The organism is Colwellia sp. Bg11-28 (genome assembly GCF_002836245.1).
Lineage (GTDB): Bacteria > Pseudomonadota > Gammaproteobacteria > Enterobacterales > Alteromonadaceae > Colwellia > Colwellia psychrerythraea_A.
Genome location: NZ_PJBA01000008.1, coordinates 220481 through 245271 on the forward strand (window position 1 = coordinate 220481; position 24791 = coordinate 245271).

The 24791-nt window shown below is 38.5% G+C and carries 19 protein-coding genes; 11 read left to right on the forward strand and 8 right to left on the reverse strand.

The window, feature by feature from the left end:
* Window positions 1-335: 335 nt before the first annotated feature.
* Both CXF79_RS17010 and CXF79_RS17015 read left to right on the forward strand, forming a co-directional pair.
* The gene (locus tag CXF79_RS17010; RefSeq protein WP_101156735.1) at window positions 336-1898 is read left to right on the forward strand and encodes a long-chain-fatty-acid--CoA ligase; all 1563 of its coding nucleotides are present in this window, start codon (window positions 336-338) and stop codon (window positions 1896-1898) included.
* Window positions 1898-3475: an arylsulfatase gene (locus CXF79_RS17015; protein ID WP_101156737.1), complete on the forward strand. Its 1578-nt coding sequence runs from the start codon at window positions 1898-1900 to the stop codon at window positions 3473-3475. Before CXF79_RS17010 ends, CXF79_RS17015 begins: the two co-directional genes overlap by 1 nt.
* Before the next feature lie 246 nt (window positions 3476-3721).
* On the opposite strand, the gene CXF79_RS17020 is transcribed toward CXF79_RS17015, so the two are convergent.
* From CXF79_RS17020 to CXF79_RS17035, 4 genes are all read right to left on the reverse strand, one after another.
* Window positions 3722-5749 carry an EAL domain-containing protein gene (locus CXF79_RS17020; protein WP_101156739.1) on the reverse strand — a complete coding sequence of 676 codons (2028 nt, stop codon included), beginning with the start codon at window positions 5747-5749 and terminating at the stop codon, window positions 3722-3724.
* Window positions 5742-6287, reverse strand: a complete 546-nt coding sequence (locus CXF79_RS17025; RefSeq protein WP_101156741.1) for a YfiR family protein — start codon at window positions 6285-6287, stop codon at window positions 5742-5744. The genes CXF79_RS17020 and CXF79_RS17025 overlap by 8 nt, the downstream gene beginning before the upstream one ends.
* 14 nt (window positions 6288-6301) lie before the next feature.
* On the reverse strand, window positions 6302-8350 hold the full coding sequence (locus CXF79_RS17030; RefSeq protein ID WP_198560091.1) for a TonB-dependent receptor plug domain-containing protein: 2049 nt from the start codon (window positions 8348-8350) through the stop codon (window positions 6302-6304).
* Window positions 8351-8671: 321 nt separating this feature from the next.
* Window positions 8672-9544, reverse strand: a complete 873-nt coding sequence (locus CXF79_RS17035; protein WP_101156745.1) for an AraC family transcriptional regulator — start codon at window positions 9542-9544, stop codon at window positions 8672-8674.
* Window positions 9545-9782: 238 nt separating this feature from the next.
* On the opposite strand from CXF79_RS17035, the gene CXF79_RS17040 reads away from it, so the two are divergent.
* From CXF79_RS17040 to CXF79_RS17080, 9 genes are all read left to right on the forward strand, one after another.
* Window positions 9783-10949: an acyl-CoA dehydrogenase family protein gene (locus CXF79_RS17040; RefSeq protein WP_101156747.1), complete on the forward strand. Its 1167-nt coding sequence runs from the start codon at window positions 9783-9785 to the stop codon at window positions 10947-10949.
* Between the two features lie 55 nt (window positions 10950-11004).
* Entirely contained in the window at window positions 11005-11781 is a 777-nt protein-coding gene (locus CXF79_RS17045) for an enoyl-CoA hydratase (RefSeq protein WP_011041507.1), read from the forward strand.
* Complete coding sequence (locus CXF79_RS17050; RefSeq protein WP_011041506.1) at window positions 11781-12887, forward strand: enoyl-CoA hydratase/isomerase family protein; 1107 nt, start codon at window positions 11781-11783, stop codon at window positions 12885-12887. Before CXF79_RS17045 ends, CXF79_RS17050 begins: the two co-directional genes overlap by 1 nt.
* 340 nt (window positions 12888-13227) lie before the next feature.
* Window positions 13228-14313 carry a phosphotransferase enzyme family protein gene (locus tag CXF79_RS17055; protein ID WP_101156748.1) on the forward strand — a complete coding sequence of 362 codons (1086 nt, stop codon included), beginning with the start codon at window positions 13228-13230 and terminating at the stop codon, window positions 14311-14313.
* A gap of 150 nt (window positions 14314-14463) precedes the next feature.
* A complete protein-coding gene (locus CXF79_RS17060) occupies window positions 14464-15315 on the forward strand; it encodes a hypothetical protein (protein ID WP_011041504.1) in 852 nt (283 codons plus the stop codon).
* Window positions 15316-15667: 352 nt separating this feature from the next.
* Entirely contained in the window at window positions 15668-16387 is a 720-nt protein-coding gene (locus tag CXF79_RS17065) for a spondin domain-containing protein (protein WP_198560092.1), read from the forward strand.
* 9 nt (window positions 16388-16396) lie between these two features.
* Window positions 16397-17146: a spondin domain-containing protein gene (locus CXF79_RS17070; protein WP_101156750.1), complete on the forward strand. Its 750-nt coding sequence runs from the start codon at window positions 16397-16399 to the stop codon at window positions 17144-17146.
* A 44-nt stretch (window positions 17147-17190) separates the two neighbouring features.
* Window positions 17191-17973 (forward strand): response regulator transcription factor, encoded by a 783-nt coding sequence (locus tag CXF79_RS17075; protein ID WP_011041501.1) that lies wholly within the window; start codon window positions 17191-17193, stop codon window positions 17971-17973.
* A gap of 6 nt (window positions 17974-17979) precedes the next feature.
* Window positions 17980-19470 carry a sensor histidine kinase gene (locus CXF79_RS17080; RefSeq protein WP_101156752.1) on the forward strand — a complete coding sequence of 497 codons (1491 nt, stop codon included), beginning with the start codon at window positions 17980-17982 and terminating at the stop codon, window positions 19468-19470.
* 85 nt (window positions 19471-19555) lie between these two features.
* On the opposite strand, the gene CXF79_RS17085 is transcribed toward CXF79_RS17080, so the two are convergent.
* The 4 genes from CXF79_RS17085 to CXF79_RS17100 all read right to left on the reverse strand — a co-directional run bounded on the left by CXF79_RS17085 (window position 19556) and on the right by CXF79_RS17100 (window position 24767).
* On the reverse strand, window positions 19556-20599 hold the full coding sequence (locus tag CXF79_RS17085; RefSeq protein ID WP_101156754.1) for a 6-phosphofructokinase: 1044 nt from the start codon (window positions 20597-20599) through the stop codon (window positions 19556-19558).
* A gap of 597 nt (window positions 20600-21196) precedes the next feature.
* Window positions 21197-23380, reverse strand: a complete 2184-nt coding sequence (feoB, locus tag CXF79_RS17090) for a ferrous iron transport protein B (RefSeq protein WP_101156756.1) — start codon at window positions 23378-23380, stop codon at window positions 21197-21199.
* 50 nt (window positions 23381-23430) lie between these two features.
* Entirely contained in the window at window positions 23431-23652 is a 222-nt protein-coding gene (locus CXF79_RS17095; RefSeq protein WP_011041497.1) for a FeoA family protein, read from the reverse strand.
* 260 nt (window positions 23653-23912) lie between these two features.
* Window positions 23913-24767, reverse strand: coding sequence for a multiheme c-type cytochrome (locus tag CXF79_RS17100; RefSeq protein ID WP_101156758.1), 855 nt, complete (start codon window positions 24765-24767; stop codon window positions 23913-23915).
* Window positions 24768-24791 lie beyond the last annotated feature (24 nt).

The following is a 24791-nucleotide window of genomic DNA, read 5'->3' on the forward strand; positions in this document are numbered from 1 at the left end:
GAATTAAAATGACTTTAGGCAAGAAAAATAATTTAAGCATAGTCACTCTATGCTTTGATTATTTAACGCCGAATAAAGTTATTTTAAACCCATCGAAGAAGGGCTTGAGCAACATCACTTCATCGTTGCTGTGATTTATAAGGGAATAACCCTTATTTCATCACAGCGCCTTAAATTGAAATTGCTCAAGCACTCTGAAACTTGCATCTTGATTGGTGACGGGTATGTACCGTTAGCCTTAACGGTAACTATAATAATATCAGTTGCACTGAGCGTTCATTTTATTTTGTTCATAAAATAAAACTGCGCTTTTTCAGTTGAAAAAAGAGGTTTTTATGTACTTTTATCAGGCACTACAACGCAATGCGACAATATTTAGTAATAATATTGGCACATCTTTCGGTGATAGAGAGCGAACATGGAAGGAAGTGGAACAACGGGTTGCCAAGCTTGCCGGAGCATTAGTTGAACACGGGGTAGGACAAGAAAATCACGTGGCTATTCTCGCCATGAATTCAGATCGATATTTCGAATATTACAATGCTATTCCTTGGATCGGAGGCGTTGTTGTACCACTAAATATTCGCTGGTCCATTAAAGAAAATATCTACTCATTAGAAAATTCACAAAGTAGCGTGCTTTTTGTCGATGATGCCTTTCTAGAAATGGGTAAGGAACTAGCAAAGCAATGTGAAAAGATTCAAGTAATCATTTATATGGGCGACGGTGAAACCCCAGCAGGCATGCTTAATTATGAACAATTAATTGAGCATGCTGATGCCATTGCCCCCGTTGAAAATGACTATAGTAAACTTGCCGGCATATTTTATACCGGTGGTACCACAGGGTTCCCTAAAGGTGTGATGCTATCTCATACTAATTTATGGTCAAGCTCCATAGTGGTCACGGCAGAGATGGGCTTAAATGTCGCAGGTGAGCGTTACCTTCATGCGGCGCCTATGTTTCATCTTGCCGATGTTGGCGTAAGTTATGCCATGGTTATTGGCGGTTTATCTCAGGTCTTTGTACCTTATTTTGAAGCAACGTCTGTTATTGAAGCTATCGAACATAAACAAGTAAACCATGTTTTATTGGTGCCTACTATGGTGACTATGATGCTTGCAACACCGGCATTAGATAACGCCAATTTTAGTAGTCTCAAGCATATTATATACGGCGCGTCTCCCATGCCAGAAGGCACCTTAATTGCTGCCATGGAAAAGATGTCCTCGGTAAAGTTTATTCAAGCCTATGGGCAATCTGAATTATCTCCTGTTATATCGATTCTTCCTGCCGAGTACCACGTTTTAGAAGGTCCTAACGCGGGAAAACTTCGTTCAGCTGGTCGCCCTGCCTATTGCGTTAGTGTTGAGATAAGAGATGAAAACGGCAAGGTATTACCCACAGGTAAAGTAGGAGAAATAGCGGCATCAGGTCCAAACAGTATGTTGGGTTATTGGAATAATACCGAACAAACCTCAGCAACCCTCATTGATGGCTGGGTAATGACAGGTGATGCGGGTTACATGGACGAAGATGGTTTTATTTTCTTGGTCGACAGGCTTAAAGATATGATTGTTACCGGTGGAGAAAATGTTTTTTCTGCTGAAGTTGAAAACGCGCTGTCTCATCATCCCGCTATTCAAGAGTCCGTTGTTTTAGGTATTCCAAGTGAGCAATGGGGTGAGTCAGTGCATGCCATTCTTCGACTTAATGAAGGCCAAGAAATCACGGATGAAGAAATATTTAGTCACTGCCGTGAATATATTGCTGGTTATAAAGTACCTCAGAGCATCGAAATTAGAGTAGAAGCTTTTCCGATAACCGGTGCGGGTAAAATCATGAAAAATGAATTACGTGAACCCTATTGGATCAATGAAACCAGAGCAATCAACTAATGGATAAATTTTTACCTATGAAAAGTTACTTAACAATGAATTTCACCAAAATCATAACAACCTGTTTATTAGTCACTTCTGGAATGGCCTCAGCGACTACTGATACAGAGCGTCCAAACATACTAGCTATCTGGGGAGATGATATTGGCCAAAGTAATATTAGCGCTTATACCCACGGCATGATGGGCTATAAAACCACTAACATTGACCGTATAGCAAAAGAAGGTGTGTTATTTACTGATTATTACGGTGAAAACTCTTGTACCGCTGGTCGTGCAGCCTTTATTACTGGTCAATATCCGGTACGAACGGGATTAACCAAGGTTGGCTTACCTGGCTCTGATAAAGGTTTACGCGCAGAGGATGTGACCATTGCCGAACTATTAAAAGATAGAGGTTATGTTACTGGCCAGTTTGGTAAGAATCACTTAGGGGATAAAGATGAATTTTTACCAACCAATCACGGTTTTGATGAGTTTTTGGGAAATTTGTATCACTTAAATGCAGAAGAAGAACCAGAACATCCCGACTACCCAAAAGATCAAGCTTATAAAAAACGTTTTGGCCCAAGAGGTGTTATTCATTCCTTTGCTGATGGAAAAATAGAGGATTCGGGACCATTAACTAAAAAACGCATGGAAACAATCGATGATGAGTTTTTAGCGGCAACGACTAAATTTATCGATAAAGCGCATAAAAACAACAAACCATTTTTTGTCTGGTTTAATGCGACTCGCATGCACATCTGGACACATTTAAAAGAAGAGTCTAAAGGTTTATCAAAGCGTGGCGGCATATACGGTGATGGCATGATGGAACATGATTATCAGGTCGGCGTATTACTTGATCAATTAGACCGTTTAGCTATTGCTGACAACACCATTGTTTTATACACAACCGATAATGGTGCTGAAGTCTTTTCTTGGCCTGATGGTGGCACCATTCCGTTTAAAGGTGAAAAAAATACGACTTGGGAAGGCGGATTCCGTGTACCGGCTATGGTGAGATGGCCAGGTAAAATAACAGCTGGCGACGCTAAAATAGAAATGGTGTCACATATGGATTGGGCACCAACATTGTTGGCTGCTGCAGGTGTCACTGATATTAAAGAAAAGCTAAAACAAGGGACTACCGTTAATGGCAAAAAGTATAAAGTACATTTAGATGGTTATAACCTGTTACCTTATCTTACGGGAGCAACCGATGAAGCGCCAAGACCGAGTTACCTGTATTTTACCGATGGTGGCGATTTATCAGCGGTTCGTTTCGGCGATATGAAACTGCAATACAGTATTCAAGAATGTGAAGGATTAAATGTTTGGATATGTCCATTAACCCCGTTAAGAGCACCGCTGCTAACCAATTTACGTCAAGACCCTTATGAACGTGCTCGAGACGAATCAGGTAGTTATGAAAGGTGGTATGTGGATCATATTTTTGAATTTTCTCGCGGCATTACCATGACAGCACAGCAAATGAAGACCTTTGTTGAATTCCCTCCTCGCCAAAAACCGGCCAGTTGGAGCGTGGATGCCATGGTTAAAAAAATAATGGGGATGTCAGTACCACAATACTAGTGCATCCTTTTCCATCAATAAATTTCAATTAGAATGAAGCAGCAGGGTAATATATTCCTGCTGCTTATACTTTTTGAAAACAGCATTACATTCACTCGTTTACTCTGCCGTCATCCTAACTTTGTATTCCTAGCAGCCACGATACTGTTTAGCATATAAAGCTGTATCTTAGGTTTAACAACATAGAGCAAGAATGAAATTATCAATATCAATATGATAGAAACTAAATTTTTCTAATAATGACAACTAATTAATTTTAGCAAGCTGATTAGCTTTATTCATATAGTCATCTTCAAATTGTTGATATGGCAAAGGCTGGGAAAAAAGGTATCCTTGACCAAAATCACATCCAGCTTTCGTTAAAATGTCTCTTTGTTGCTCTGTTTCAATTCCTTCAGCTATGACGCTTAAACCTAACTCATGCGCGATGGTAATAATGGCCTTACATAGTGCAAGGCTATTTTTATCAGATAGATTGCTGATAAAGGATCTATCAATTTTAAGAATATCCAGGTCCAGTTGTTGTAGGTAAGATAATGAAGAGTAACCGACACCAAAATCGTCAATAGCTATACCGATTCCTGACTTTCGCATATCATCCAAGGTGTTTCTAATATCTTCCCTGTTTTCCATAAGAGAATGCTCTGTGATTTCAACAACAATGTTTTTAGTATTTAAATTTAGATTTTCAACATAACAAAGCCAATCCTGAAGCAGCCCATTACTCTCATTGAATTGGGAGGGAGATATATTAATGCTAACTTGGATATCTGAACCGAATACATTCATCCATCGGGCCGCATCATTACTTGCTTGCATAGCTATCCAGTAACCAAGTTCACTGATAAATCCCTCTTCCTCAACGGTAGGTAGAAATTCATCGGGAAATAATAAACCTCTCTCTGGGTGACGCCAGCGTATTAAGGCTTCAGCTTTACGAACTTTATTATTTTTTAGGCATATTACGGGCTGATAGTGCAATTCAAATTCTTGTCTTTCGAGAGCTAACCTAAGATCATTTATTAAAACTTTTTTCTCTTGCGCTCGATTTTGCAAATCAGCACTAAAATAACTACAACGATTTTTTCCTTGATTTTTAGACTCATACATCGCCTGATCAGCATTTTTTACTAGACTATCGACCGTAGAACCATCATCAGGATATAACGTCACCCCCAAACTACCGGAAATGTATACGGTCTCGCCCTCAATTTTAAAGGGATCTGATAATTGTTTTAAAATAACCGCTGTTATTTCATCAACCCGGTGCGGTAAAGTTAGATCTTTGAGAATAACGGTAAACTCATCTCCTCCTAATCGAGCAACAGAATCTGACTTTCTGACACAACCGACAATACGATCACTGGCTTGCTTAAGTAAAATATCTCCGTAGTCATGACCCAAGGTATCGTTCACATTTTTGAAACCATCTAAGTCGATAAATAACAGCGAAAATGGAGTGTTACTATCAATAAGTTGTTGCAATGTATTGTAAATAGCACGTCTATTCGGTAAACCCGAGAGGGCATCTTCATTCGCTTGAAGATGTAATCTACTGTTGACTAATTCCAACTCTTTTGTTCGCGACAGCACTTCAGACTCAAGCATTCTATCTCGATGCTCAACGGTTTCTAACATCGTATTAAAACAATCTGTCAACTCGCCAATTTCATCTGAAGTGAGGCGGATTGCCCGCAAATTATAGTTATTACTCGACGTTATTTTTTTAGCAATCGCAGTTAAATTCAGCAATGGTCGAGTGAATAATCGACTCAATACCATTGACACTATAAAACTTAAAACAAATGTCCCTAACAATAGTTGCATAACAAAGGTTTTATAAAAGTTAATTCGCTTATCAACAACAGTGCTATCCGAATAAATAGTTAGAACACCATAATTAATGCCGTTCATGATTAACGCTGCTGTTTTTTTGATGACAACTACATCTTCTTTTTTATTTGTTGTGTCGAATACATCAGCAATAATTTCTTTTGTATTAGAGACTTGCGCTCTAAAGATACCATCGGTCTGTACAATGGGCTCAATTAATTCCATAACAGTGTCAATATCATTAAAGATAACGGCAGCCGTTAAGCTCGGCGTAATAACAGTAGAAATTAGGTTGAGTTTTTCGCTGTGTGCCTGCTCAGCATTGCTAGATTCATAAATTAATAATGACATAGCCGTAATTGCTGTAGCGAAAGTTGACATCAGCATCAAAATCAGTAGAAATTTACGACGAATCGGCTGAGCTGTTGAATGATTACTCATCTGCACCTCTTACCACGACCTTTCCCAGTCTAATAACCTTGGAACTAATTTCAATATTACTCTTGCGCAATGCTATAGGGTCAATCTCAAAACGAACTTTTCCGCCAGCAAGAAAAAAGTTTATATGTCCTCCATGCTCAATAAAGCCATCAGACTCACCGATCAGCATCGCACCTATAAAGTCATTAGCAAGAAAGTCAGATTCTAATAGTTTATTCGAATTAATACTAAAAAAAATGGAGTTGCAATCATGGATATGGAGGGTATCAATAGAAATATGCTGAACTACAACATCTGAACCTCGTACCTTTTTATGTTGTAATACCTGACGCGCTACTTTAACAAAATCAGGATCAGGACTACAAATGAGATAATTTTTATGCGTTACCGCATCGAACCATTTTCCTTTACTATAAACCGCAAAGTTGAGTATTAACCCTGCCTTCAAAGCATTTTCTCTATCTGATGCATACAGGTTATTTACCTGAGCAATATATAGACAGGCAATGAGAGTGAGAGTGCGGTAAATATTCTTCATCTTTAATAATTCAACTAAAAGTTGAATCTGAATCCAACTATCATACTTCTATCGATATAAGTGGGCACTGTAAGCGTGTCATTCGTTTTTCCATACTCTAATTGTGAGCTATTAAGTAAATTATTTCCCGTCACTGTAAGATGAGCCCTAGGGGTTATTGCCCATCCCCAACTGAGATCTAATGACACATAATTATCAGTATCATATGCTCCGCCATCTTCCCACTTGATTAATGAAAAAAGTGTCTGGTTATCTGTCAATTGGACCGTATTAGATAAAAAAATCTGACGAAGTAGTCCATCATCGGCCAGAATGGAATTACGCTCATTTTCATAATGATATGTTGTATAGCTAAATCCTAACTCTGAATGCACAAGCGAGTTTGTTTGCCAACTAATAATTAAATCCCCACCTTTTGAAATCAAGTCAACGCCGTTAAGAAAAGTCATATCAACGGTTGCCGTACTTAAATAGCCCAGCGCGCCCAAGAAGTCGTTCCCGCCTAAAAAACCAGAAACTGCTGCTATGTCTGTATCTGAAATATTTGGAGCAACACTTAGCGTGTTTTTCGCGTCAGTATGAAATAAAGATAAATCTACATTCCAATCATCTTGATTTACACGATAGCCTAGCTCAGTTGATATCGAGGTTTCGGCTTCTGCATGTGAATCACCTTTGAGTACCGTTCTTATCCTCGTACTATCAAAGGCAGGAACACCTGTGACGAGAAATCTCTCTACTTTTACACCATTAACAACCGTTTCATAATCATATTCTGTTAGAGAGGGAATTCGAACGCCTTGTGAAACTGACGACCAAAAAAAATGAGATTCACTCGGTGTCCAAGTCAGCCTAATTGAAGGTTGGTGCTCCCAGCCAGTAAGGTCATTATGCTCTGATTTATTACCAACGATTACATCTAATACATTTGGAACTAAAAAAATATTGGTTTGTAAAAAACCGCCAAACTGAGTAATAGACTCTGTCATACCAGCACTATGAATAAAAGCTGAGTCAGTAAAAGGTATATCGTTATATCTATAATTTATTCCAATATTGGTTTGGGTTGACCCCGCTAGCATATTGAGTTGGTAATCAAAATCATAATGACTAAATTTCTCATTAAAATATACCTGTTCACCTTTTTGACGTGACATTGAAGCTTGAAACATTTGATTTGAAGTATTGGATAAACGATTCTCTAAACGTACCATTAACTGTGCATGTTGACGCTTTTCAGCTTCACCGACTTCCATTTTTGCATGAGTGATTGGGGAAGGAAGTTGAAGCGTTTGTCCAACGTTGATCTTAGTATAATCTCCTTGAATAATTAATGAATTATCATCGTTTAGGGTAAGATCTACCCTACCACCAAGGCTACTTTTTTTGGCATCATCCCTAGTATCCCACAGTACAGCTTGATCCGATTTAGCGGAACTTTCATTACTACCATAAACTCTATAACTACTATGCTTGGTCCAACTAAGGTCATCACCAACTCGAAAGCTCACACGGTGATTTAAGTTCGAACCCGTTTCAACCTGCCCTACCGTTGAGCGTGTATCTAAGGAATGTTTGGTAATAACATTAACCACACCATTTGTCGCATTACTCCCCCAAAGCAGTCCCCCCTGCCCTTTAATGACTTCTATTCTCTCGATATCATAAAGTGGTATATTCAAAGCCTCCCAATACACTCCTGCAAAAGAAGGGTTGTAAATACTTTGACCATCAATCATTACTAGTAATTTACTCGTAAAACGTCCTGCTTGGGTTCTAGCACTAATGGCCCATTTATTACCATCAATTTGGCGTACTTGCATACCGGGAACTAATGTCAGCGCCTGAGCGATAGACGTAACACCTGAGTTTTTTATTTTTTCACTCGATAAGACATAAACAGAGGCAGCTGTTTCAGAAGCTATTTGAGTGCGTTTCATCGCAGAGGTAACTTGTACATCAGTCGCTAAAAGCGATTCCAAGTCAAAGTCATTTAATTCAGAATCATCAGCATAAATAAAGGAAGCAGGAAGAAGCGCGCAAACAATAATGGTAGTTTTCATTAAGTAACCCTGTAAACTATTTTCAAGCAAAATATTCCTCATTTAGCTTGAAAAAATAATACATACAATACCAATACACGAGTACAAACAATATTTACTAGTAATCATAAAAATTTCGTATAAATATTGAGTTTGATACCATAAATCGATTTCAACTATTCTAAATTATAACTGATGGTTAGGGTATTTATCTACATTACTATTGCTCATAACTGAGAATAAATTCGATATAGATCATAACAATACGCTATTTAATATTTTTTCGCTCAATAAATTAATCAGATTGGTATCACAACTTAGACAGAGTCAGGTAAAGTCCATCTACAGTTTAGCCTTTCGATAAATAGCGGGTGCCATTCCTATATTCTTTTTAAACAAGCGCGAGAAGTAATAGGTATCGTGGTAACCCAACTCTGATGCAACATGCTTAACAGAGCGTGGCGTGCTATCCAACAAATAACAAGCGCGTTGCATTTTCATATTAATAAAGTAACTAATAGGCGACTCGCCAGTGACTTGTTTAAATTTCTTTGAAAAATGGTATTTAGATAACTTAGCGGCTTCTGCTAATGAATCAAGATCCAGTTTGCTATGAATATGCTCTTGCATCATGGCACGTAAATTCTCTGTATCAAAAGTATTGATTGCGCTGGGTTTTCGCTGCTGCACTAATAAGGCAATATAACTTAACAACGCTTGAACCTGATGACCACCTTGAATAAACTCAGCCAGATTATGACTACTGTGGCGAAGGTGTGAGATGCCATCAAACACTCGAATGACTCTGGGCTGTACGCCAATAGTAAACTTACGTTCAACAATATTTATGTGTTGGCAAAAATCATTTGCTAACGTGCCATCAAAATGAAGCCAATATAATGTCCAAGGCAACTCTTTACTCGCTTGATAGCTATGCTGTGAACCTGCTGGTAAATAAAAAATATCACCACTGTTAATCTCAGTTGTTTTACCTGCCATCGTTAGAGAGCCGCTACCTGCAGTACAGTAAATAAGAATATGGTCAGGATGACCTTTGCGTTCCATAGCATGACCACTTGCTGTTGGGTAATAGCCCATTGCAGTAACAAAAAGCCCTTTAGCTAAGGCATGGTTTTGCAAACGCTTAACCAGTACATGTGGCGTAATAAAACGAATACCGTCTGCGGTAAGTGGCCAACGTGAAGGTTTACTCATCTATCAGTTCTCATTTTCCACTCCTCCACTAAAAATATGCATTGGCCACACCATTAACAGCAATATAGTCCATCAAAAGAATAATATAGTTAATTCACGCCCCTATTTCAATGTGTTTATATAGTCACTGTAGTTTTATCAAAGCAATAAAGTTCATGTTATTGTTTCATTAGAATATAAAAATAATACAATCAGGCCATACCAGTTATCTTGGTAATGACTCGAATTAAGGGCATTTATGAATTTTTTACTGAACGAAGATCAATTAGCCTTTCAAGATGCGGCACGAAGCTTTGCAGCCGGAGAAATGAAGCCATATGCCAGTGAATGGGATGAGAAGAAAATTTTTCCCAAAGCCATGTTTAAAAAAGCAGGTGAATTAGGCTTTATGGGTATGTACTGCCCAGAAGACGTAGGTGGTATGAATTTGCCGCGTTTAGATACCTCCATCATTCTTGAAGAATTAGCCGTAGGTTGTACCTCAACGGCAGCCTTTATTTCAATTCATAACATGGCCAGTTGGATGATATCCACTTGGGGTACTGAATCAACCAAACAGCAATGGTGTGATGATTTGGTCATGGGTCAAAAACTCGCCTCATATTGTTTAACCGAACCTGGCGCCGGCAGTGACGCTGGTTCTTTGCGTACCACAGCTAAAAAAGACGGTGATTATTACCTGCTTAACGGCAGTAAAATGTTTATCAGTGGTGCAGGTGAAACCGATGTATTAGTTGTAATGGCACGTACAGGGTCACAAGAAGAAGGCGCAAAAGGTATTTCAGCCTTTGCAGTTCCTGCAGATCTTGCTGGCGTTAGTTATGGCAAAAATGAAGACAAGATGGGTTGGAATTCTCAACCAACACGCGCCATTAGTTTTGAGAACGCTAAACTACCTGCCGATTGTCTATTAGGCGCTGAAGGTGAAGGTTTTAAAATTGCCATGAAAGGCTTAGACGGTGGCCGTATTAACATCGCTAGTTGTTCAATTGGTGCTGCGCAAGCCTGTATTGATTTGTCACAAGCTTATATGCAAGAGCGTAAACAATTTGGTAAACCACTGGCAGCTTTTCAAGCCTTGCAATTTAAATTGGCTGACATGGTGACAGAATTAGTGGCAGCACGACAAATGATTCGATTAGCGGCGAGTAAAATAGATATAAACGACCCTGATAAATCAACTTATTGTGCCATGGCAAAACGTTTTGCAACCGATGTTGGTTTTAATGTTTGTAACGATGCCCTGCAATTACACGGTGGTTACGGATATATCAAAGAATATCCTATCGAGCGATATATGCGCGATGCACGCGTTCATCAAATTCTTGAAGGGACTAATGAAATTATGCGGGTAATAACCGCACGACGTATCTTAGAAGAAGGTGCCACTAACATTATTCGTTAGTGCAGCATGAGAATTTTTTTAAACCCTATTTTTAAACAATGTTTTGGAGTTATCGATGAGTGATTTATTAAAGGTAGAAAAACGCGGCCATGTCGCTATTGTGACTTTTAACAACCCTCCAGCAAATACTTGGACACCTGAGAGCTTAAATTATTTAAAACAGTTAATTGGTGTACTTAATGAAGACAAAGATAACTACTCACTTATTTTAACGAGTGACAGTGAAAAATTCTTTAGTGCAGGAGCAGACCTAAATCAATTCAATCATGATGACAAAGGTTTGTCCTTTGACTTTTCAGCCGCTTTTGGCGGTGCGTTTGAAGCACTATCAAACTATCAAGGGGTTTCCATCGCTGCTATCACTGGTTTTGCTATGGGAGGCGGGTTAGAAGTCGCTTTATCTTGCGATGTCAGAATATGTGAAGAACAAGCACAAATGGCACTACCTGAAGCTGCTGTTGGCTTATTGCCTTGTGGTTTAGGCTCACAACAATTGTCATGGTTAATCGGTGAAGGTTGGGCTAAACGCATGATTTTATTAGGTGAGCGTATTAAAGCGCCACAAGCTGAAAAAATAGGCTTAGTCTCTGAAGTAGTCCCTACTGGCACCTCATTATCGCGAGCTTTAGCACTCGCTGAGAAAGCTGAAAGTCAATCACCAACCTCTGTAGCTTATTGTAAGTCGTTAATTATGGAAGCCCGTAATGGTGATATTAATTCTGCTTACACTAAAGAACGAGAACTTTTTGTAAAATTATGGGATACCGAAGATCAAAAAGAAGGTGTTAGTGCTTTTATTGAAAAACGTAAACCTCAGTGGAAGAATAACTAATGACCAGTCCCGTAACAGTTGAAGAATTAGCGATTAAAAATGGCCAATGTATCGGTGTTTTAACACTAAACAGTGAAAAAACGTTAAACGCATTAACACTGGAAATGATTGATCTGATGTCAGCTCAATTACAGCAATGGCAAACAAATGATAAAATTGCCGCCGTTTTTATTCAAGGTGCAGGTGAAAAAGCATTCTGTGCGGGGGGTGATGTACAAGCCTTGTACAAGTCATCAATTGAACAGCCGGGAGGCCCATGTGAGTATGCAGAAACATTTTTTGAGCGTGAATATCGCCTAGATTATTTACTGCATAATTACCCTAAACCGACCATCGCTTGGGGCCATGGTATTGTGATGGGTGGTGGCTTGGGTGTTTTTGCTGGCTGCTCTTATCGTATTGCCACAGAAAGAACACGTATAGCGATGCCAGAAGTAACCATTGCCTTATTTCCCGATGTCGGTGGTAGTTACTTTTTAAATACTATGCCAGGTTATTGTGGTCGATTTTTAGCCTTAACAAGTTCCTCCATCAATGCTGCTGACGGTCTTTATGCTGGTATTGCTAATTACGCAATTACTCATACAAGCAAGCAAGCCGTTATCGATGAATTGACCTCTTTAGAATGTCCTGCGTTTGAAATCAACAACAACTTAGATAACATTTTTAACCATTATCAAAGTCAGTGTATTGCCGATATTCCAGCAGGAAATTTAGCAACTAATCAAACATTAATTAACGATTTGTGTCGCAGTGATAATGTAGAAAAAATAGCGGCTAATTTCTCATCACTCAAGACTGATGACAAGTGGCTTCAACGAGCAAAAAATGGTTTAGCCAGTGGTTCACCTTTGGCAATTAAGTGGATATTCCATCAACTCGAACTTTGTAAAGGGTTAGGTTTAAAAACTGTTTTTGAAAAAGAAGTATTACTTGCCACAACCATTATTCGTCACACTGAATTTGCTGAAGGCGTGCGGGCTTTATTAATTGATAAAGACCAAAGCCCTGACTGGCAATATAAACAGTTGAGCGAAGTAACAAACGAGGTGATAGCACCATTTTTCGAGGCTCCTTGGCAACAAAATCCGTTGGCCGATTTATAGATTAACGATACGCCCGTTACCAATCAAGATGCACATTTCAGCATGTACTTTGAACGGTAATGGGCTCATACCCATCACTAATGTCTGTTTGGCATTCAGCTTAAAAAAGGCAAAAGTTACTAATACTTAAGATAATTACCTTAATTAATCCCCTATGATCACCACCCAGTCAATGAGAAAGTTACTGCACTATTTGACAAAAAAGAGTAACATCTTGCGCTAATTTGTTAACAATTGAATTGTTACAGATTAATGTATTAGCATAGGCTCGCTGGTAAGTACTTACTAGAATAATCACATTGCTAACAAGATAATCACTAAAACATAAGTATTAAAAGCAATGGATAACAGATCAGCTTCGCTCCACTCAGATATAGATACCGTTCTAAATAACTATGATTATGACTTTGCTGAAGTTGAAATAGCTGTTTTAGGTAATGGTCATATCAATAATACTTATAAATTGACTACCCCCGAAGTTGAGTTTGTCTTGCAGCAAATCAACCATGATGTTTTTCCCAAAACCGCAGAGTTAAGTAGTAACGCACAAAAAATAAACCTACATTTGCAACGACAAAAAAATATCGGCAACTACCCACTATCAATTCCCCAACAAATATTGAGCAAAACAGGCGAGACTTATAGCAAAGTTGGTACTAATTATTGGCGTTTGATGGAATTTATCAGCAACTCTTACACACTAGAGGAAGTTGAGTCACTTGAACAAGCCGCGCTTGTTGCCAATGCGTTTGCAGAATTTAGCTGTACGCTAAGTGACTTTCCCGTTGAAGAACTCGCTGTTATCATTGAAGACTTTCATGATATAAGTTTTCGCATGCGACAACTTAACGAAGCCGTTGAAAATGATCTTCAAGATCGTTTGTCGAGCTGCCAAACGTTAGTCAACTTTTGCTTAGACCAACAAGATTTTATCAATCATGTTATCGATATTAGCAAAAAGTTACCCCTGCATGTTACGCACAACGATACCAAGATAAACAATTTATTATTTACTGAAGGTGACACTCCTTGTGCAGTAATTGATCTTGATACCTGTATGCCTGGTTTACTAATGCATGACTTTGGTGACATGGTAAGAACATGTTGCAGTAATCTCGCAGAAGATGACACCAATATTGATGCAATGATAATTAAATTAGATATTTTTTCAGCACTTATTCAAAGTTATCAAAATGCTTTTGGCACTAAGATGTCTGCTCTTGAAAAAGACAGCTTAATTGTTGGTACTAAATCAGTACCTTTTAGTCTTGGTACGCGTTTTTTAACAGACTACTTAAATGGTGATAGCTATTTCCAAGTAAGCCGTGAAAAACATAATTTAGATCGCGCTTTCAACCAAATTCAGTTATTTATTTTACTTTGTGAAGCTGAGCCTGAGTTAATAAAACTAGCTATGCAAGCATAGTTAATAGCAAATCCTCTAGTGTAAAAATATCTACAATCAAAGCGATTAACAGGTCTCCCCTAGATGCACGAGGCCTACAACTGAGTTACGTTGTATAACAATCATTCTACTGTTACCATAATATAGTTCATTAATTTAAAAGGATTTTTCATGAAATTTTGGTGTTTTTTTGTATTCGTTTTTATGCTCTCTGCATGCGGTGAAGGAGGGGGTTCATCTGATAATAAAATATCGTCCCAGCATTCGGAAATAATTTACCTTAAGAGTCACTCTATAAACGACTTAATAAAGTTAGCAGATGGCACGCTATGGAGTATTGTCGGTCTATCACTCGGTGATGGAACGCATAGTGCTGGAGAAGTAGACGTCATCATTTATGATAACCCAAATGATTTTGGTGAGCCTAACCAAGGTGTTAAAGGGCAATATTACGTATTTATTAACAATAGCGCAGCTAGCTTTTACATTGACCCGATCCAAACCCCTACTATTTTACAACAAGGAAATATAGAGTTAGCGCCATTATCCGTCGGTAGCGTAATGTTATTAGATGATAACTCAATATGGAGAGTTAACGGTATTGACTATTCAGACATTAACACTGGGGGTATTTTTGATTACACACTCTATAATGTAAGAAGTAATTTTCCTGATCTAACATCCCAAACAGCTGAAAAACTGGGTGAATTTAGTGCGTGGTATTTATATAATGAATACGCACCTTTTGGCTATTATCTTAAGCCTTTAACGAAAGCAAAAATCATATGGCAAGGCCTTCACACTTTTTACTCTGAAGGTGAAAATGATTCAATACTGTTAAGTGATGGTTCTTTATGGGTGATTACTGGTGCATTAGCGCCAGCAACCACTGCATCAGGAGAATATTCAATAACATTGATTCACAATGTAAGTTCGCTAGATGAGCCTATATTTGGGGAAAAATCAGAAACAGTTATGTACATACAGGGGCATGAAACGGCTTTTTACGTTAAAAAAATATAATCGAAATCCCCCTATAATTAGAGGTGTTTGACAATACCTCTAATTATATAATGCCACTGAAATCCTACAGCCATTGCATAAAACGCCCTTCTCTCTATCACCTTACTTGTGAATTTGTAGACTCTTAAAGCCTTTCAATACGATTTAAAACACTACACATTCAACACGATTTTATTGTCTTTTTGTTTACAGAATAATTACCCCTTCCTTGCTGTGATACTTCTGTGATTAATTCTCCAACAAAAAGTGATAAATGCGTGATCTCCAAGCGATAATTCAGTCGCATACTTTCATTACTACAACAAAACCATACCAAACAGATTGGTATAATCTAACTGCAAAGGAAAGTATCATGAAAGTAATCAAGAAATCGCCAATCACATCAACATTAAGTGTTTTAGCACTCGCACTTGCGAGCTCAACCACTATGGCACAAGAATTATCCATTACTGTCACAAACTTAACGCAAGGTTTGTATTTCACTCCTGTTATTACAGCTGCACACACCAGTGAAAACCACATTTTTATGTCGGGTACAATGGCTAGCGATGAGCTTCAAGCAATGGCTGAGGGTGGTAGCATCTCAGGTTTATCAAATATATTAACCAACGCCGATGCTAATCTTAATGAAAACCCTGCTGGTGGATTATTAGCACCTGCAATGTCAGCAAGCTTTGATTTATCGAATGACAGCGCCAATACTCATTTATCACTTGCTGCGATGGTTTTGCCTTCTAATGATGGTTTTGTTGGTTTAGATAGTTGGGAAATACCCGAAGAAGCAGGTACTTATACCGTATTTTTAAATGCCTATGATGCGGGTACTGAAGCCAATGATGAACTTCGCGGCAGTGGTGCACCTGGAGAAGCTGGCATGCCGGTGCCACCACCACTTGATCCTCTATTAGGTATGAACGGTACTGGTGTAACAGATATGGAGTCTAACGATAAAGTACATATTCACCGTGGTAGCTTAGGCGATAGTGATATGTCTGCGGGCATGAGTGATATTAATAATAGCGTGCAACGTTGGTTAAACCCTGTTGCTAAACTTACCATTACCGTGAAATAAGGGGGCAACATGTTAACCTTTAACACTCAAAAAAAGAATACAATAAAATTGGCTAAGCCATTACTTATTGCGGGTTTACTCACCTTAGGCCTAGCTGCTTGTAGTGATAATCACAACGACACGCCTCCTGCAGTAGAAACACCTCCTGTAGTAGAAACGCCTATGGAGTATAGCTATTCATTAACGTTATCTAATCTAACCTACGCTCAGCCTTTATCACCTGTTGCGGTTTCACTTCACGGCGATGCTAAAATGTGGCAAGTTGGTCAAGCAGCTTCTGTTGCTTTAGAAAAATTAGCTGAAGGTGGAGATAATGCTGACTTTATTGCACTAGAGAATAATCTAGCCACGGCAACGGCTGAAGGTCCTACGTTACCGGGCACTAGCGTTACTGTGAACATCAGTACAATGGATCGTGCAGCAACTTATTTGACTGTTGCCACTATGTTGGTGAATACAAATGATGCTTTCTCGGGTCTTACTGGTGTAGATATATCAACATTGACCTTAAACCAAGAAAAATCATGGCGATTAAATGTCTATGATTCAGGCACCGAGCAAAACAACGAAGCCGCAGGTACTATTCCAGGCCCAGCTGATGGTGGGGTTGGCTATGATTCAACGCGTGATGATATCGATTTAGTCGGTTATCATTCTGGTGTGGTTAGTAAAGATGATGGTTTACCAAGCTCAGTACTAACTCAGGCTCATCGTTTTGATAATCCTGCAGTTAAATTAACTATAACTCGAACTAAGTAGTGTTCTTGGCCAATGAGCGGCTCAGTTCACTCATTGGCCAAAATATGAAAGATAATATTCTAATAATTGAAGACGAAATTGATATTGCCAAACTTATTAAGGTGCATTTATCTGAATTAGATTTGAATTGCGATATTTGTACACAAGGAAACGAAGCATTACAACAAGCGTTAACAAAAGACTATCAGCTTATTTTGCTTGATGTGATGTTGCCTGGTATTAGCGGCTTAGATATTTGTCGACAAGTTAGACAAGAAAAGCCGTTACAGTCCATTATTATGCTTACTTCTAAAACATCAGAAATAGACCGTATATTGGGCCTTGAGTTGGGGGCTGATGACTATATGACTAAACCTTTCAGTGTTCGTGAATTACAAGCCCGCGTTAGAAGCCAATTACGCAGAGTCCATGCAATTACCGCTAAAAACGCCTCTGAAATTAATAGCTTGGTACATGAAGAAAAACCAGTTCAAGAATCGGCTCAGTTAGATAAGACAAGTACATCGATAGGACAACTATTGGTTGATCATAGATTTCATCAAGTCACTTATAAAAATAAAGCAATTAACTTAACGGTTACAGAATTTGAATTGATTGATTTTTTCTGTCAACACCCTGATCAGGTATTCTCACGCGCTCAATTACTCGATGGTGTTTGGGGTTACCATCACAATGGTTATGAACACACGGTTAACTCTCATATTAATCGCCTTAGAAGTAAGCTTGAGGAAGACTGTACTGAACCAAAAATAATTCAGACCGTCTGGGGAGTTGGTTATAAACTTAATTCAGCGGGCGTAATGCCATCAACGGTATGTAAGGACTGATCTTCGATGAAAACATCACTTTATCAACGCTTAGCATTAACACTCTGCGCTACCTTCATGGTCATGGCCTCACTACTCGTTGCTTGGAGTAACTCTCTGGTACAGCAATCAAAGTACCAGGCAGAGCAAAAGTTGCACGTAAATCTCGCGGAACATCTAGCCCACGATAATCCGTTATTACAAGATGGTGTTTACGATAAAGCGGCTCTAGAAAATCTTTTTCATACACTAATGCTTTTAGGTCCTGCCTTTGAATTTTACTTTTTAGATACCCAAGGTAATATTTTAACGTATTCCGCTGATCCCGCTAAAATAAAACGAAAATCTGTTTCACTAATACCGTTAAAAAAGCTTATTGATAAACCACAGCAAGTGCCTGTTTTTGGAGATGATCCTCGCGATATAAATAATAAAAAAATATTTTCAGCTTCTCCGGTTTATCAAGGTGAGCTGCTGCAGGGTTATTTATATATTATTATTGGCGGCGAAATTTATGATTCAATTTTTAGCCAAGTACAATCAGATAAAGACTTACAGAAATATGGCGCATTTGTTGTCGCCAGTTTGTTCCTATTTTTACTTGTTTTATTAGCCGTATTTCGCTATTTCACTCGTCCTGTAAGAGAGCTAGCAACACAAATGCAGGCGCTTAAAGCCGTGAAATTTGATCAAACAAAGGTTGAATTAAAGCAATGGGGCTCTGAGTCAAGCCAGAACATTGATAGTAATGAAGTGCATTTCCTTGGTGCTACCTTTAACGATATGGTTGTGCAAATCAATCAGCAGTTTTCTTTATTGACTGAAAACGATCGTATACGTCGAGAGTTATTAGCTCATTTATCTCATGATCTGCGAACACCACTAGCGACAATGCAAGGGTATATTGAAATCTTAGCGATCAAAGGAGACAATTTATCCAGCATTGAAAAACAAGATTATTTAGCGACTGTTCAGCGCAACGTTAGTCAACTTAAGCGTCTTATTGACCAAATTTTTGAGCTCGCGCATCTAGAAAATGGTCAAGTGACTGTCAATCTAGAAACCTTCCCTATTGGTGAGTTGTTACACGACATTCTGGCTAAGTTTACCTTAAAAGCTGCCGAGAAAAATATTGCTCTAACCTTGCAACCTCAGCCTTGCCAATTCATTGTTTACTCTGATATTGCTAAGTTAGAGCGAATAATGACAAATTTATTAGAAAATGCCATTAGACATACCGACAACGGTGGTGACATTGTCATGACGGTTACTCAACTATCCACACAAGTAAAAGTTAGCGTAACGGATAATGGTAGTGGTATAAGTAAAGAAGATATCGCCTATATATTTGATGCAAGATATAGAGCGAGTAATGCCATAGAAGATAGTACTCAACATGCCGGATTAGGATTGGCGATTAGCCAAAAATTATCTCAAGTGATAAATTCTGAACTCATGGTTAAGAGCGAACTAGGTAATGGCAGCAGCTTTTCATTATCTCTACCCATGTTGCCTTGATAATGAATCACCTCTTTGAAGTAGAAACGATTTTTAAGCAAGGGGTTGATTAAAGGCAATTATTAGCCTTATTTTCAACTCGTTATTAACACTGGGTTTGCGCTGTTAACGCCAAGATATTTTGTTGTGCATCAATGAGTTGTTTGCTTACTACTTTTTTGTGCTTAATTGCCTCATCCAGCGTAATAAAATTCATCGCATTATTTTGCTCTGCCACCATAATATTAGATTCACCGTCTATAAGTGCTTGCACAGCAGCTACGCCCATTTTTGTCGCGAGTATTCTATCTTTAGCAATGGGTGAGCCACCTCGCTGTATATGGCCTAATATACAGGGCGTGCACTCAATATCAGCTTGTAGGTGCAATTGTCTCGCTAATTCTACAGCGCCACCTGGCCACAGGTTTTCTGCGATAACAATAATATAACTTGAATGACGATTTTTCTTTGCTGTGGTAATTTCTGTCGCAAGTTGCTGTAATTTTGACGACTGCTCATTCGCGTTAAAATTTTCAAAAGATAATACCTGCTCTGCCGCACAAGCAATACCAACATTGAACGTTATATGGCCACAATGTCGCCCCATCAACTCAACAATAAATATCCGTTCAAAAGCATCTGCGGTATCACGAATTTTGTCAATTGCTTCTATGCCAGTGTTTACTGCTGTGGCAAAGCCAATAGTGTAATCAGTCCCATCAAGATCATTATCTATCGTTCCCGGAATTCCAATCATCTGACCTGACCAATACGCTTGAAGCGCCAGCAATCCAGAAAAAGATCCATCACCACCTATAACAACAAGTGCATCGATATTTTTATCATTTAAGGTATCCGCGGCTAACTGTAAGCCTTTTGCTTCATGCATTAACTGACAACGAGCACTTTTCAATATCGTACCACCGAGGTGAATAATGCCATTTACTTTTAACAAGGTTAACGGTTCAGCCATGGCGATATGCTCTTCACATACCAAGCCGTTATAACCATGATAAAAACCAATGACTTCAATATGATAATGATGAGCTGCTAATACAACTGAACGTATCGCTGCATTCATCCCTGGAGCATCACCGCCACTGGTTAATAGTGCAATGCGCTTAATTGATGTTGTTTTTTTATTATTCATATTTTCACTCTATTACCCGATAGAAATCACACTGGGGTATATACCCGTTACTATTCAAAGTACAAGATTTCAGTGAGAATTAATACCCATCGCATTAATTTATTGGTCTGCTTAGAGCTACATTAGCGAGCTTAAAACAAGTAAAATAATTTAACCATAGTTAGTCTATATTTCATTTATTTTGTGATGTTATCAGTTTACTAATGAGCTCCCAAAGGGCGAGTCTAAAAGGCTTACATCCGGCGTTATTGATTTTGACAAGGACGCTACAGGGATGAAGCTTCTTAGAGAATGCAGGAGCATATTCTCCTGAATAACCATTCTCTTCAATCAATGCCTTGCCTCTAAGCCTTTTAATTATCGCTAAGTGATTAATCAATTATTACGATTGGTATAATATGACTTTGGTTAAGGAAAACGATTTAAATAGTGGAGTTTTGGATGTTGTGAGAGTAACAATGAAGGTAGTAATTAAGGTGACATAGCTAACAACAACGAGGATTGTTAGCTATGACGAATGAGGTAAATTGAAATGGGACTTGTTGGGCAAACTATTCAGATAGAGTTAAACCCATATTAAGCGAAATTACATAGTTATTAGCTGTAACTGACCCTTACAGGAATAGTTAATACCTTTTTACCTTTATGTTTAAGCCAAAAGTAAATCAAAACAAAGGTTAATAAAGCGAGAGCAATAGTAATACTAGAACTTAATGGTGATGCCAAGAAATTACCAATTTGATAACATAACGTTGATACCAAATAAGCAAAAACAAAGCTCCATATTCCAGCAAATCCAGCCCAACGACTACCTACTTCATTTTTAATTGCTCCCATAGCAGCAACGCAAGGGGTATAAAGTAAGATAAATAATAAATAGCTAAAAGCGCCTAACTGGCTAACAAAAGCTAACTGCATTCGTTGGTAAGTAGTTAATTCAACACCTTGCTCTTGTGCAGCAATATTCAAATCACTGATATCACCGACACTAATACCCAAAGGGTCATCAGGAGAAATACCAAATAAATTTTCTTTAATGCTATCAGTCGCGTCCTGCCAACTTTGCACCAATGATGGTGCGCCTTCACCCTCTGAGGCATGTGGTGAATATAAATTATTAAACGTGGCAACCAATACTTCTTTGGCAAATATTCCGGTAATTATTCCTACGCCGGCTTGCCAATTGTCTTCTTGAACACCCATAGGTGCCAATAACGGCATAACCACTTTTGCCCCTTGGCTCAATACCGAGTTCTCACTGTCTTGACTGCCAAACTTACCGTCAATGCCAATAGAGTTAAAAAAGTTAAGTAAACACACCACGATCACAATTGTTTTACCTGCACCTGTGACAAAACTACTGGTACGCTGCCATACTCGCTTACTAAGAGCACCAATTCTTGGCATCTCATACTGCGGTAATTCCATAATGTTTAATGAGGTCGTGCCTGATAAAACGGTTTTCTTTAATAAGAATCCGGTAAATATAGCGGCGGCAATACCGACTAAATACAATAAAAACACTAAGTTTTGACCGTTATCAGGGAAAAATGCGGCGGCAAATAGTGCATAAACAGGTAACCTTGCCCCACATGACATAAAGGGTGACATCATTACTGTGGTAATACGTTCTCGTTCACTATCAAGTATTCTTGCTGACATTACCGCAGGTACCGTACAGCCAAAGCCAACAATCAAAGGAACAAAAGCTTTACCGGGCAAGCCAATTTTTTGCATCAAACTGTCTACAACAAAAGCAGCGCGAGCTAAGTAGCCTGAACTCTCAAGCAGTGATAAGCCAATAAATAAACAGGCTATAATAGGAATAAAAGTCGCGACCGTTTGCATACCACTGCCCAAGCCTTCCACAATAGTAAGTATCCACTGTGGTAAATCTAAAGGTGCAAGGAAGTGCAGAGGATATTCAACGAATAAGGTACCACTAATAATATCGAAAAAATCGATAAAGGCACTACCGACATTAATGGCAAACATAAAGAGCAAGTACATCACACCAAGAAAAACGGGTATGCCCGTTATAGGGTGTAAGACTAGGCTATCAATTTTTTCTGAAAAGGGCTTGTTGCTAGATGTTGGATTAGCAAAAGCAGCGTTTGTTGCTTCAACACTGCTTACGCGCGCCAGCATATCCGTAATGTAGTCATAACGAGCGTGCATTACTTTGACGTTTGGCTCTGGCTTATCTTTTGACTCGGTGTGAGCATTATCAATAATTTTTTGGTGAACGGCAGATAGGTCACCGTTTAATTGACCAAGTGCTTGTTGCACCTTTTTTAGGGCATCATCACGTTGTGCGCTAATCGCAACAATAGGACAACCTAATTCGGCTGCTAATTGCGAAATATCAATGTCTAACTGTTTTTGTCGATCGATTTTATTAAGCACCACGATCATTGGTACTCCAAGCTCTAATAACTGGCTAGTTAAATAAAGTTGACGACTAAGCTGATTAATATCAACAACATTGACTAAAAAATCAATATCATTTTCTTGCAAAAATGATTGAGAAATAGTGAGATCTTTACCCTGTTCTGCATGACGTTCTAATGAACTTAAACCAGGAAGATCAGATAAATAGGCAGCGTTATTATTTAGGGTAATGCTTGTTTTTTTAGCTGCAACTGTCACACCTGACCAATTGCCTACATTTTGTTTACTTTGCTTTTTATTACTTTCGCTATCAGATAATAACAGGTTAAATAAAGTGCTTTTGCCCGAGTTGGCAAAACCAACCAGTGCGAAATGTTTTGATTGTTTCACGGAAAGATTCTTTTTGGTTGCTTGTTATGAATGAATAGCTCATTCATTGATTAAAAATTAACGCCAATTTGCTTTGCGATATCTCGCTGAATGCTAATTTTAGTATTGTGTAAGCGAAAAGCCATTGGGCCATTAAAAGGAGCCTTATGCGCTAATGATACATGTGACCTAAGCGTGAAGCCCTGTTCAATCAATTGAGCAGCAATAGCTTCATCTTTCGGTAGCGCGCTAATTTTGGCTGGTTTATTAAGGGGAAGTTCAGCTAGAGTCATGATATAAATCCAAAAAACAAATTCATCTTACTCAAAGGTGTAACCTAAGAGCTAATGATAATTACTATTATTTAGATAATAGCATTTAGTCTGTCAATACAACAGTAAAAGCTGCTCTGCTCGCTTGATTTTGATCAAGTTAGCGTTGATAAAAAGCCTAAGTGATACTAAAGGTAAATAATAGTGAACACACTCGCCCAACCATCAATGGTTAATTTGAGAGTTAAGTCAACGCAAACTCACTAGCAGCTATTTAACCGTTAGTGCTTTATCAAATTACTGAAGCTAACTTCTTTAACTAAATGTTTTTTAGCACCATAAGCAATACGGTGTGTGCCATGACAACGAGCACATGCTAATACGGCTAACGTACCAAGATCGCGTCCTTGTTGTTTAGCGGTGCCTGATTCTATGGATGTTTTTAAACTACTGAGTGTTTGTTTCATCATTTCACTTGGGTAAGGCTTACGATCTTTTTTATGACAATCTACGCAGGTTTCTCCCAACGTTGCCATTTCATCATTCAGGTCTGCTAAAGATGATAGCGCTAAAGACTTATTACCATCCTGTGCTGAAATTTTTATCTGGTTCACTTGCCTTGTTAACATATCCATATGTTCAACAAAACTAAGCTCAGGGGTAATTTGAATGTTTGAGAAGTCTGGTGTTCTATAGGTCAGAGCCGTAATGGCTTGATAATCGTCATGACAAGAATCACAACTTTTTTGCAACGTTTTATGCTGAACTAATACCGATGAGAAATCCTGTTGCTCACTAGCGAACTTCAATTCTTCCATCGTGTTTATCGATAATTTTTTTTGCCAAGCAGGTACCATGTCGGCAATTTTAAGGTAGTGTTCAGTCAGCTGCTCTGTCCACACTTGCAAATGTTCAGCATCTTGCTGTTGCGCGTAGAACTCTACCGCCTGCATTTCACGGCGAAGTTTAAACATATTATGTAGCCAAACTTGACGCTTATTGTCAGGTTTGTACCACTTTGCCAATTCAATAGGCGGAGTTTTAATTAACTTAGCTTTATCTTGATGTTTATAAACGAGCCCTGCTGCAATCAGCAAGATAATAGCTTGTAAAATAATAAAATAACGCCAACGCATAATTAAGTACTCTGTTCAATTTAT

What these genes read in the sequence shown, in the direction of transcription:
- CXF79_RS17030 (WP_198560091.1), bottom strand. Translation starts at nt 8,350, where the DNA reads ATGAAAACTACCATTATTGTTTGCGCGCTTCTTCCTGCTTCCTTTATT.
- CXF79_RS17010 (WP_101156735.1), top strand. Translation starts at nt 336, where the DNA reads ATGTACTTTTATCAGGCACTACAACGCAATGCGACAATATTTAGTAAT.
- CXF79_RS17075 (WP_011041501.1), top strand. Translation starts at nt 17,191, where the DNA reads ATGAAAGATAATATTCTAATAATTGAAGACGAAATTGATATTGCCAAA.
- CXF79_RS17035 (WP_101156745.1), bottom strand. Translation starts at nt 9,544, where the DNA reads ATGAGTAAACCTTCACGTTGGCCACTTACCGCAGACGGTATTCGTTTT.
- CXF79_RS17060 (WP_011041504.1), top strand. Translation starts at nt 14,464, where the DNA reads ATGAAATTTTGGTGTTTTTTTGTATTCGTTTTTATGCTCTCTGCATGC.
- CXF79_RS17080 (WP_101156752.1), top strand. Translation starts at nt 17,980, where the DNA reads ATGAAAACATCACTTTATCAACGCTTAGCATTAACACTCTGCGCTACC.
- CXF79_RS17045 (WP_011041507.1), top strand. Translation starts at nt 11,005, where the DNA reads ATGAGTGATTTATTAAAGGTAGAAAAACGCGGCCATGTCGCTATTGTG.
- CXF79_RS17025 (WP_101156741.1), bottom strand. Translation starts at nt 6,287, where the DNA reads ATGAAGAATATTTACCGCACTCTCACTCTCATTGCCTGTCTATATATT.
- CXF79_RS17070 (WP_101156750.1), top strand. Translation starts at nt 16,397, where the DNA reads ATGTTAACCTTTAACACTCAAAAAAAGAATACAATAAAATTGGCTAAG.
- CXF79_RS17095 (WP_011041497.1), bottom strand. Translation starts at nt 23,652, where the DNA reads ATGACTCTAGCTGAACTTCCCCTTAATAAACCAGCCAAAATTAGCGCG.
- CXF79_RS17050 (WP_011041506.1), top strand. Translation starts at nt 11,781, where the DNA reads ATGACCAGTCCCGTAACAGTTGAAGAATTAGCGATTAAAAATGGCCAA.
- CXF79_RS17100 (WP_101156758.1), bottom strand. Translation starts at nt 24,767, where the DNA reads ATGCGTTGGCGTTATTTTATTATTTTACAAGCTATTATCTTGCTGATT.
- CXF79_RS17015 (WP_101156737.1), top strand. Translation starts at nt 1,898, where the DNA reads ATGGATAAATTTTTACCTATGAAAAGTTACTTAACAATGAATTTCACC.
- CXF79_RS17040 (WP_101156747.1), top strand. Translation starts at nt 9,783, where the DNA reads ATGAATTTTTTACTGAACGAAGATCAATTAGCCTTTCAAGATGCGGCA.
- CXF79_RS17055 (WP_101156748.1), top strand. Translation starts at nt 13,228, where the DNA reads ATGGATAACAGATCAGCTTCGCTCCACTCAGATATAGATACCGTTCTA.
- CXF79_RS17065 (WP_198560092.1), top strand. Translation starts at nt 15,668, where the DNA reads ATGAAAGTAATCAAGAAATCGCCAATCACATCAACATTAAGTGTTTTA.
- CXF79_RS17085 (WP_101156754.1), bottom strand. Translation starts at nt 20,599, where the DNA reads ATGAATAATAAAAAAACAACATCAATTAAGCGCATTGCACTATTAACC.
- CXF79_RS17020 (WP_101156739.1), bottom strand. Translation starts at nt 5,749, where the DNA reads ATGAGTAATCATTCAACAGCTCAGCCGATTCGTCGTAAATTTCTACTG.